The 9,274-nt window shown below is 46.0% G+C and carries 13 protein-coding genes; 8 read left to right on the forward strand and 5 right to left on the reverse strand.

Annotation, left to right across the window (positions count from 1 at the left end):
* Nucleotides 1-235: glycerophosphodiester phosphodiesterase family protein (locus JF818_RS03075; RefSeq protein ID WP_304945001.1), on the forward strand; the 235-nt coding region annotated here is incomplete at its 5' end.
* Nucleotides 236-316: 81 nt separating this feature from the next.
* Here the strand turns inward: JF818_RS03075 and JF818_RS03080 are convergent.
* Nucleotides 317-466, reverse strand: a complete 150-nt coding sequence (locus JF818_RS03080; protein ID WP_198890519.1) for a hypothetical protein — start codon at nucleotides 464-466, stop codon at nucleotides 317-319.
* A 219-nt stretch (nucleotides 467-685) separates the two neighbouring features.
* Complete coding sequence (locus JF818_RS03085) at nucleotides 686-1,012, reverse strand: metalloregulator ArsR/SmtB family transcription factor (RefSeq protein ID WP_198890520.1); 327 nt, start codon at nucleotides 1,010-1,012, stop codon at nucleotides 686-688.
* 221 nt (nucleotides 1,013-1,233) lie between these two features.
* Here JF818_RS03085 and arsB point away from each other — a divergent pair, with 221 nt between their 5' ends.
* On the forward strand, nucleotides 1,234-2,295 hold the full coding sequence (gene arsB, locus JF818_RS03090; RefSeq protein WP_370570298.1) for an ACR3 family arsenite efflux transporter: 1,062 nt from the start codon (nucleotides 1,234-1,236) through the stop codon (nucleotides 2,293-2,295).
* Here the strand turns inward: arsB and JF818_RS03095 are convergent.
* Both JF818_RS03095 and JF818_RS03100 read right to left on the reverse strand, forming a co-directional pair.
* Nucleotides 2,286-2,594 carry a methylated-DNA--[protein]-cysteine S-methyltransferase gene (locus tag JF818_RS03095; RefSeq protein WP_198890522.1) on the reverse strand — a complete coding sequence of 103 codons (309 nt, stop codon included), beginning with the start codon at nucleotides 2,592-2,594 and terminating at the stop codon, nucleotides 2,286-2,288. The genes arsB and JF818_RS03095 overlap by 10 nt on opposite strands.
* On the reverse strand, nucleotides 2,591-3,142 hold the full coding sequence (locus JF818_RS03100) for a hypothetical protein (RefSeq protein ID WP_198890523.1): 552 nt from the start codon (nucleotides 3,140-3,142) through the stop codon (nucleotides 2,591-2,593). The genes JF818_RS03095 and JF818_RS03100 overlap by 4 nt, the downstream gene beginning before the upstream one ends.
* Before the next feature lie 97 nt (nucleotides 3,143-3,239).
* Here JF818_RS03100 and JF818_RS03105 point away from each other — a divergent pair, with 97 nt between their 5' ends.
* From JF818_RS03105 to mmsB, 6 genes are all read left to right on the forward strand, one after another.
* Nucleotides 3,240-3,593: a DUF3147 family protein gene (locus JF818_RS03105; protein ID WP_198890524.1), complete on the forward strand. Its 354-nt coding sequence runs from the start codon at nucleotides 3,240-3,242 to the stop codon at nucleotides 3,591-3,593.
* Nucleotides 3,594-3,650: 57 nt separating this feature from the next.
* Nucleotides 3,651-4,418, forward strand: a complete 768-nt coding sequence (locus JF818_RS03110) for a GNAT family N-acetyltransferase (protein WP_198890525.1) — start codon at nucleotides 3,651-3,653, stop codon at nucleotides 4,416-4,418.
* A 287-nt stretch (nucleotides 4,419-4,705) separates the two neighbouring features.
* A complete protein-coding gene (locus JF818_RS16520) occupies nucleotides 4,706-5,320 on the forward strand; it encodes a substrate-binding domain-containing protein (RefSeq protein ID WP_255528424.1) in 615 nt (204 codons plus the stop codon).
* A complete protein-coding gene (locus JF818_RS16525) occupies nucleotides 5,245-5,799 on the forward strand; it encodes a substrate-binding domain-containing protein (RefSeq protein WP_255528425.1) in 555 nt (184 codons plus the stop codon). Before JF818_RS16520 ends, JF818_RS16525 begins: the two co-directional genes overlap by 76 nt.
* A 119-nt stretch (nucleotides 5,800-5,918) precedes the next feature.
* Nucleotides 5,919-7,466, forward strand: a complete 1,548-nt coding sequence (locus tag JF818_RS03120) for an ATP-binding cassette domain-containing protein (RefSeq protein ID WP_198890526.1) — start codon at nucleotides 5,919-5,921, stop codon at nucleotides 7,464-7,466.
* 80 nt (nucleotides 7,467-7,546) lie between these two features.
* A complete protein-coding gene (gene mmsB, locus JF818_RS03125) occupies nucleotides 7,547-8,734 on the forward strand; it encodes a multiple monosaccharide ABC transporter permease (protein WP_198890527.1) in 1,188 nt (395 codons plus the stop codon).
* Nucleotides 8,735-8,792: 58 nt separating this feature from the next.
* Here the strand turns inward: mmsB and JF818_RS03130 are convergent, their stop codons facing one another.
* A complete protein-coding gene (locus tag JF818_RS03130; protein ID WP_198890528.1) occupies nucleotides 8,793-9,179 on the reverse strand; it encodes a hypothetical protein in 387 nt (128 codons plus the stop codon).
* Between the last annotated feature and the right edge of the window lie 95 nt (nucleotides 9,180-9,274).

Here is a 9,274-nt window from a genome sequence, read left to right on the forward strand (position 1 = left end):
GGTCAATGCAGGCCATGCTGCAGAGAAGTTTGGGTTTGAGTGTTTCCATCCACCTTACTGCACCATGAGCAAGGAAGCCGTAGAGGAGTGTCACGATCACCAGATTCAGGTTAATGTGTGGACGGTAAACACCATGCATGAGCTTATAGACTGCTACAACTGGGGATGTGATGGCGTTTTCACCAACTACCCTGATGTTTGCAGGGCGTTTGTGGACGCACAGAAAAACAGATAACTATACAACATGTCTAGGTTTCTGGGCACATGCGAATGTGCCCTTTTTTTTCACTATCGGAATGAGCAGGCGGTCACTTCTTTAGGTATTGTCAGCATTCCACCGTCCACACTCATCCTGTTTTGAAACTATCAATTTCATTGCATCTTCCATTCTCTTATCCTGCACCCCAAGAGAGGTAAGAATATCAACTATTTCCAGTACATCATAGGGAACCAAAATGAACGCCAACCAGGTTTAGCCACTCGTTCCAAGTCGTGGCTTCGTTTATACAAGTGATGAATCAATAGGAACTCTACCAACTGGTCCTATTTGGCATACATGGCTAATGCTCCCCCATTACTGTGTGTCAGATAAACAGCTGGTGAAAGAAAATCGTGTATACGTATATACCTACAAACACATACGCAAAGGGTTACTTAGGCTGTTTCATGTAAACTGTGCTGTGCATTAGCAGGAGGGGCCATCTTCATTGAGCACCTTGCATAGGCATGCATCACCAGGGAGGAACACGGTATCCAAGAACCCAGTGAGAAGTTTCACCTTCTCCCTGTTGATCCCGTAATACATCCATTTGCCCTTTCTCGATGCCGTGATGATTCCTACATTCTTGAGTATGGTTAAATGATGGGAAAGGGTCGGTTGGCTTACATTGAAATACTTTTGTATCTCACAGACACACAACTCTCCACAACTGAGAATATGTACAATGCAGATCCTCGTTGGGTCTGCGATTGCCTTCAACAACTGGGAACCGTTCTCAAAATCGATATTCATTGCAACCTCTACAAAAATCATGGATTATAAATAGATAGATGTCAATATGTATAGCATCCCACTTGTTACAGAATAGAACTTAATAAATTTTTTATTCTATTTATAGTAATTATTTGTTAACTTTCTCACTCAATCTCGATATATTCTTGTTCAGAGTTATATTGACATACTTCGATATATAATCCTATAGTTTTACTAGAAATTATTGCCGCGGGAGGTACATTGTGAGCAACAAGAACAATACATCAGGAATCAGTTTCTTTGAACGATACCTAACACTCTGGGTGCTTCTTTGCATGGCCGCAGGAGTATTGATCGGTGTATATCTTCCTCAGATTCCTCATTTCCTCTCCCGGTTCGAATATGCAAATGTATCAATTCCTGTAGCTATCCTGATCTGGCTCATGATCTACCCCATGATGCTCAAAGTCGATTTCCACAGCATCAAGCAAGTTGGGCAGAATCCAAAAGGCCTTATGATTACCTGGATAACCAACTGGCTTATCAAACCTTTCAGCATGTATGCCATCGCCTTCTTCTTTTTCTTTATCATATACAAGGCCATCATTCCCGAAAGCCTTGCCAGGGAGTACCTGGCAGGGGCTGTCCTGCTGGGAGCTGCGCCTTGTACTGCAATGGTATTTGTATGGAGCCATCTCACCAGAGGCAATCCAGCGTACACCTTGGTACAGGTTGCAACCAATGATCTCATCATTCTGGCAGCATTCGTGCCCATCGTGGGACTATTACTCGGAATAAGTGGGATCAGCATCCCCTGGATGACGCTCTTCCTCTCGGTGGTGCTTTTTGTGGTCATTCCCCTTGGTGCTGGATGGTTCAGTCGTGTGCTGATCACACGCAGTCATGGCCTCGAATACTTTGAAAATACCTTCATTCCCAAATTCAGCAATGTGACCATAACTGGCTTGCTTCTTACCCTGATTATCATATTCTCATTCCAGGGACAGACAATCATAGACAACCCGCTTAATATCGTGTTGATAGCCATACCGCTCATCATCCAGACATTCCTCATCTTCTTCATAGCCTATCTCTGGGCTAAAGCATGGAAACTGCCCCATGATGTAGCAGCACCAGCAGGAATGATTGGGGCCTCAAATTTCTTTGAATTGGCAGTAGCTGTCGCTATCTCAGTCTTTGGACTGCAATCAGGAGCGACGATTGCTACCGTAGTAGGAGTTTTAGTGGAGGTTCCCGTAATGTTGACCTTGGTGGGAATTGCAAACCGCACTAAAGGGTGGTTTCCTGCACCTCAATCCTGAAAACCAGGATTCCACTGGTAGGATTTCATGGCAATCGTTCCATCAGGGAGAAAGGGTATTCCCTCCGACTCGAGCATGACTCGCTGGAGCTCATGGAATTCTTTGCTTGCAAGGCTCCCGTCTGAGCGGATTACCCGATGCCACGGTAGTCCGGAAGGACACTTTCTCATGGCCCACCCTACGATTCTGGCATTACTTGGACTACCAATCATACAGGCGATCTGTCCATAGGAGGCTACCTTTCCCTCTGGAATTCGGCCTACGATTTCATAGACTTGGGCAAAGAAGGAGTGATTCACGTTGCCTTCTCCCAGAGAGCAGCAAGTGTGGAAAGCGCAAAAGAATTCACCTCCCCCTTCACATAGCCCGTAATCGTACCATCGGTACTGACAACAACCAGTGTGGGCTCCCCATCAATGGGGATTTCTGCCTGCTCGGCAAATTTCTCTGCCTTGGAAAGAAACAACACTCCACCCCGCTCCAGGTCGATCAGTCCTTCAAAACTTTCAGCAAGCCCCCTGCGTATAGCCCCACGGACAAAGAAGGGAGCTCCCTCTATGACTGAGATGTGGTAGAACGGAGCAAATCGTATTGGAGTTGCACTCCCTTCAACCGTATCTTGCCAAGCGATGAGTGCTGCTTGTTGTACCTCCCCATTTTCCCTGGAGGTACCAATATTCAAGGCAATCAGGACAGGGGAATCTTTGATGAGGTCTGTAGGAAACACAAATTCAGTATCAGCAAAACTCTTCACTTTTTCCTCAGGAAAGGTTCCAGAGAATAGGAACTGGTTGCAACTCAGCAGAAGAAAGAGCACAATAGTGGGAAATATCATCATTCTTTTCATGGTAGCTCCTAGTATAGTGCCAAACCGCTGATTCCTGTAGAGCTATTTTCCGGTAATCACATGGCAATGAAAGATTGATGATATTACGGAGGACAGCATGTGGTACTACATCATTAAAATTGGGATTTCAGCTCTTACCATCACCCTAGTCAGCGAGATAGCCAAACGCAGTTCCCTATTCGGTGCCTTGATTGCATCTCTCCCATTGACCTCACTCTTGGCAATCCTCTGGATGCACTTTGAGAAAACCCAGGACACCGCCATAGCGCAGCTTTCCCAGTCAATATTCTTTCTGGTACTCCCTTCCCTTGCATTCTTTGCCCTTTTTCCCTTCTTGCTTCATCGCGGCATGGCTTTCTGGGGGAGTTTCATGCTTGCAAGTGGAGCAACAATTGTTCTCTACTTCCTTCTCATCGCCATTCTCAAGCACTACAACGTTGCAGCGCTCTGAATTTCATCTTTTCTCTTGTGTTCCTCATGAAGCTGCTCGATACTACAGAGGGGCTATATGATACAGAGACTTATCGAGACGAAAAAGGCAGCTCCTCTCTTTCAAGGATGGCATGACACCCTTTTACGTTCGTGTATGCAAGGTATCATGGGAGAAATCTATGTAGATGACAGAAATGAGCCTCGCTCAGCTTTTGCTCTGCTTGGAGATTTCTGCCTACTCGCTGGTGAACCATCAAGTGAACTTTTACTCTTCCAGTATGATCTCGGCCGATGGGAAACCCGTTTCCTTGTCCCCAAGGGTGAATTATGGGAACAGGCTATCAGGGAGACATTTGGATCCAGAGCTAAGGAATTCACCCGTTATGCTCTTAAAAAGGAAGCCTCGTTTGATAGAGCTCATTTGAGCGGACTTGTCGATTCCCTCCCCCCGGCATTCCGAATCGTTGAGATAGATGAAATTATCTATCACCACCTCCTCTCTGAGCCTTGGTGTCGGGATCTGGTCGGACAGTTTCCCACCTACGAGCGATTTCGCGACCTGGGACTGGGCTTCGTCATACTCAAAGCCACTGAGGTTGTAGCAGGAGCCTCTTCATACTGCAGGTATCACAACGGAATAGAAGTTGAAGTTGATACAAAAACCCCTTATCGAAGAAAAGGGCTTGCGTTGGCTTGCAGTGCAAAACTCATTCTTGCCTGTATGGAGCGGGACCTTTTTCCCTCTTGGGATGCCCACACAGAACTGTCACTTCACTTGGCTGAGAGGCTTGGGTATACATTGGACTATCTCTATCAGACATTCGAGCTTACCAAGACCAAATAGAGACCCAGCAAACCTATTTCCATCTGCCATGAATAATTGTCTTGCATTACCCTTGCAAGCCTCTCCAACAAACCTACAGTACGTTAACGCACCCTGAGGGAATTGCTCTCATCTTCAAGCCAACCAGATCACAATCTGCAAATATATTTTATTTATAGTCATTATTAGTATTTAGTATTAATAATTAAAGATTAATCAATAATTTTCTTGACTTATGTACGAAATGATTTAACAATAAAGAGTGTGATGCGTTAACGTAAACGCAGAAAACCTTAAGGAGGCTACATATGAAAAAGATGCTCGTAGCGGCAATGGTTCTACTCTTTGCCATGAACATGGTTTTTGCAGGAGGGGCTGCTGAAACTTCGTCAAAAGGAATGGTCGGAGTAGTCATGCCTACCAGATCAGAAGAGCGCTGGAATAAGGATGGAGCAGCGGTCAAATCTGGTTTGGAAGAACTCGGTTATGAGGTCGACCTTCAATTCTCAGACGACGACATTCCAACCCAGGTTCGTCAGATTGAAGACCTGATCACCAAGAGAGCAAAAGTACTCGTCATTGCTTCCATTGATGGATCAGCCTTGACTGATGTACTGGCAAAAGCTGCGGACGAAGGAATTCCCGTAATTGCCTATGACCGATTGATCATGAAATCACCACACGTCGACTACTACCTGTCATTTGACAACTATGCAGTAGGTCAGCAGATGGGTGATATCCTCATCCAGGGAATGAACTTGGACAATCCCGCTAAGAAGCCTTTTCTCATTGAGTTGTTTGGGGATCACCTGACGACAACAATGCTTATTTCTTCTACAACGGCGCCATGGACAAGCTTAAGCCCTATTTTGACAATGGCACCCTCAAGATTGGTTCAGGCCAGCAGGGCATGGACACAGTAGGAACACTCCGCTGGAGCAACGAATTGGCAATGTCCAGAATGGAGAACCTCCTCTCTGCTCATTATACGAACCAGACGCTCGACGGAATTCTGTCTCCTTATGATCCAATCAGTCTTTCCACGCTTGAAGCATGTAAGGCTGTCGGTTATGGAACACCTGGAAAGCCACTGCCGGTCGTCGGTGGACAGGATTGTATTGTAGCTTCCTGTAAGTCAATCCTCGCTGGTGAACAGTATGCAACCGTTCTCAAGGATACCCGTGTACTCGGTATGGCTACTGTAGAGCTCGTTGACACCATCATGCGCGGTGAAGTACCCCAGGGACTCAACACCACAACGTACGATAACGACTCCATCAAGAACGGCAAACCCTATATTGTTCCTTCCGTTCTGTTGGAATCTGTCATCGTCACCAAGGACAACCTCGTAGCTGAAGTAGTCGATACCGGTTACCACTCAGCCGAAGAGCTTGGACTGTAAATGTAATTGCCCGGCCTCAGCAGTGAGGCCGGGATTGTCTCGCATGATCTCGAACCCGGTGCCACCTGCCTACGGGTGATTTGGAATCGGGTTCAAGTCTATATAGTGGGGAGCCATGTATGCCAAACAATTCTATTCTGCTGTCGATGAAGCATATCACCAAGACTTTCCCGGGGGTGAGAGCGCTTGATGATGTCAGCCTAGATGTAAAACCATCTGAAATTCATGCCTTGGTTGGCGAGAATGGAGCAGGAAAATCAACATTGATGAAAGTTCTCTCAGGTGTGTACCCATACGGAACCTATGATGGGGACATCTTTTTCGAAGGCAAGCACTGCAAGTTCTCCAGCATCAGACAGAGTGAACAAGCGGGAATTGTCATCATTCACCAGGAACTGGCATTAAGCCCCTATCTTTCGATTGCTGAGAATATGTTCATTGGTGACGAGCGGGCTAAATTCAATATCATCAATTGGGATAAGACCCGAGAAGACGCAATAACATATATGAAGCGAATCGGGCTCAATGAAAATCCAAACACTCCGGTAAATAAGCTTGGCGTAGGAAAACAACAGATGGTCGAGATCGCCAAGGCGTTGGCAAAGCACGCAAAGCTGCTGATTCTCGACGAGCCTACTTCAGCACTCAATGAGAGAGATAGCCAACATCTACTTGATATTCTCAAGGAGTTGCGTGACAAGAGCAATATTTCCTCTGTCTTGATCTCCCATAAACTGAATGAAGTTGCTTCTATTGCCGATTCCATTACCATTTTACGGGATGGAAAAACTATTGAGACACTTGATGTAGAGCGCAAGAAAGATGCTCCTGTATCAATCAGCGAAGAGAGAATCATCAAGGGTATGGTTGGAAGGGAAATTACCGACATGTTCCCAAAGCGGGATAACCCAGTCGGGGATATACTATTTGAGGTCAAGGATTGGACGGTCCAGAACCCTGACAATCCCGAACGAAACAAACTCGAAGGGGTAAACATCAATGTTCGCTCTGGAGAAGTCGTTGGCCTAGCCGGTCTGGTTGGTGCTGGCCGTACTGAATTCGCCATGAGTGTGTTTGGCCGTGCATATGGGGAAAACATCACGGGGAAAACGTATCTTGAAGGAAAGGAAGTCGACATCAGCACAATTCCCAAGGCAATCGCAAACGGTGTTGCCTACGTGCCTGAGGACCGCAAGGAACTTGGTTTGGTGTTGATCCAAAACATCAAGGAAAATACCACAATTGCAAAACTCAAGAAGATTGCAAATGCTTCAGTGATCAACGAACATGAAGAGAATATTGTCGCAGAGGATTATTGCAAGCGACTTAACACAAAGACACCGACGATTCTCCAGAAGACGGGGAACCTCTCTGGAGGTAATCAGCAGAAAGTTGTGTTGTCCAAATGGTTGTTCACTGACCCAAAGGTATTGATTCTCGATGAACCTACGCGAGGTATTGATGTTGGGACAAAGCATGAGATCTACACAATCATCAATTCACTCGCCAAACAAGGATATGCATGTATCCTGATCTCCAGTGAAATGCCGGAGATTATTGGAATGAGTGATAGAATCTATGTAATGAGTGAAGGAAAGATTACTGCAGAACTTTCTGGAGAGACCGCGACCCAAGAGGATATTATGCGTAATATCCTCAACAACTAAGACACCGTTGTTCACCCAGCGATGTGGAGACATGGGATCCGATAACAATTTTACTGAGTACATGCGATAAGGAGTATGGGATGAGTGGCTTGATTGAAATTTTGAAAAAGAATGTGAGGCAGTATATGATGGTCATCGCCTTGGCTGTGGCGATGATTGCGTTTGGTCTCTTGACGGACGGTATCTTTTTCAGACCAGTGAATCTGACGAATCTGGTACTTCAGAACAGCTATGTTTTGATTCTTGCCGTTGGTATGTTGCTGTGTACATTGACGGGTAACATCGACCTTTCTGTTGGATCCATGGTCGCTTTCATTGGTGCCCTGTGCGGAGTCATGATGGTAGACCTCCAGTGGAATCCGTACCTTGCCATGATTATTGCATTGGCATGTGGCACTTTGATCGGAATGTGGCAAGGCTTCTGGATAGCATTCGTGAATGTCCCACCATTCATTGCCACCCTTGCAGGCATGTTGGTATTTAGAGGCTTGGGACAGGTCATCATGAAGGGCCAGACGAAGGCACCTTTCCCAGAGGCGTTCCAAAAGATTTCAAGTGGTTATATCCCTGATCCCTTTGGAGGAGCCACTGTCGGGAATGTGACGTTTCACATTTTTACCCTCCTCATCGGGTTTGTCATTGTCGGGTTGATCATCTTCGGAGAAATTCAGAAACGAAAGAAACAAAAGAAATACGCCTTTGACCTTCTCCCTCCTGGGATCTGGCTTGCCAAGGTAATCTTTATTGCTTCTGTCTTGATAGCTTTTACCGTTGTCTTTGCAATCTATAAAGGGTTCCCCAATGTCTTGATCCTGCTGGGAGTACTCGTTGTAGGATACCAGTTTGTTGCATCCAAGACAGTCCAGGGCCGTCATATCTACGCTCTTGGTGGAAACAGGAAAGCTGCTGAGCTGTCCGGTGTAAAAGTAAAATGGGTAATGTTCTGGATATATACGAATATGGCTATCCTGGCTACGGTTGCTGCAATGGTATTTACTGCACGCCTCAACTCTGCCACGCCAAAAGCTGGACAGAACTTTGAGATGGATGCCATCGCTGCTTGTTACGTAGGTGGATCGGCTGTCTCCGGTGGAGTCGGTACGGTAATTGGTGCAGTGGTCGGAGGGCTCTTCATCGGAGTCCTGAACAACGGTATGTCAATCATTGGTGTCAGTACTGACTGGCAACAAGCTATCAAGGGTTTTGTACTGCTTGCAGCCGTTGCATTCGACCTGTATTCGAAATCAAGGTCATCCAAGGGGGCATGATTCTCTATTGCTCATGATTAAGGGAAACCCCTGTAGCCCATTCGGGTTGCAGGGGTTTCTAGTCTTCCAAGAGAATATCAGCCAAGGCAAGCCTCTCTACCGTAAGCCCGTCACTGATCCTGCTGATACCTCCAAACCACGACTCAGTACAGATTTTTACAAACTCTGGGTCGTGGATTGGAAACCCGGAAGAACTCCCTATCAAACAATCAATACCACACATAGGACACTGCAGGGTCTTCTCCTTCGGCTCTCTCTCGGTAATCCAATACAGCTTTTCCTCTGTCTGTGGGTTAAACGTATGGCCACAATAAAAACATGTGCAGCTGTCACTTTCCAGAATCTGGCTTTCATTGGCGAAGGTGGCCTTGTGTGCAAGCTGTACATACTCAGGTGGATACTTTTCAGAAACAAAGGGAATATAGGACGATCGTTTTCTTTTCATGTACTTACCTTCCATCCATCCTCTATCAATGCATCAAGCGAGTTATACTCCCCTTCCAGTGCATCACTTTCATAATTGAATACACGATAACGGTA

Origin of the sequence: Sphaerochaeta sp. S2 (genome assembly GCF_016406725.1) — a bacterium.
In the GTDB taxonomy this organism is placed as follows: Bacteria; Spirochaetota; Spirochaetia; order Sphaerochaetales; family Sphaerochaetaceae; genus Sphaerochaeta.

Bases quoted from the DNA above. Each gene is read 5' to 3' on its own strand.
- JF818_RS16520 (WP_255528424.1), top strand. From the start codon at position 4,706: ATGAAAAAGATGCTCGTAGCGGCAATGGTTCTACTCTTTGCCATGAAC.
- JF818_RS03110 (WP_198890525.1), top strand. From the start codon at position 3,651: ATGATACAGAGACTTATCGAGACGAAAAAGGCAGCTCCTCTCTTTCAA.
- mmsB (WP_198890527.1), top strand. From the start codon at position 7,547: ATGAGTGGCTTGATTGAAATTTTGAAAAAGAATGTGAGGCAGTATATG.
- JF818_RS03130 (WP_198890528.1), bottom strand. From the start codon at position 9,179: ATGAAAAGAAAACGATCGTCCTATATTCCCTTTGTTTCTGAAAAGTAT.
- JF818_RS03100 (WP_198890523.1), bottom strand. From the start codon at position 3,142: ATGAAAAGAATGATGATATTTCCCACTATTGTGCTCTTTCTTCTGCTG.
- JF818_RS03105 (WP_198890524.1), top strand. From the start codon at position 3,240: ATGTGGTACTACATCATTAAAATTGGGATTTCAGCTCTTACCATCACC.
- JF818_RS16525 (WP_255528425.1), top strand. From the start codon at position 5,245: ATGGACAAGCTTAAGCCCTATTTTGACAATGGCACCCTCAAGATTGGT.
- JF818_RS03120 (WP_198890526.1), top strand. From the start codon at position 5,919: ATGCCAAACAATTCTATTCTGCTGTCGATGAAGCATATCACCAAGACT.
- JF818_RS03085 (WP_198890520.1), bottom strand. From the start codon at position 1,012: ATGAATATCGATTTTGAGAACGGTTCCCAGTTGTTGAAGGCAATCGCA.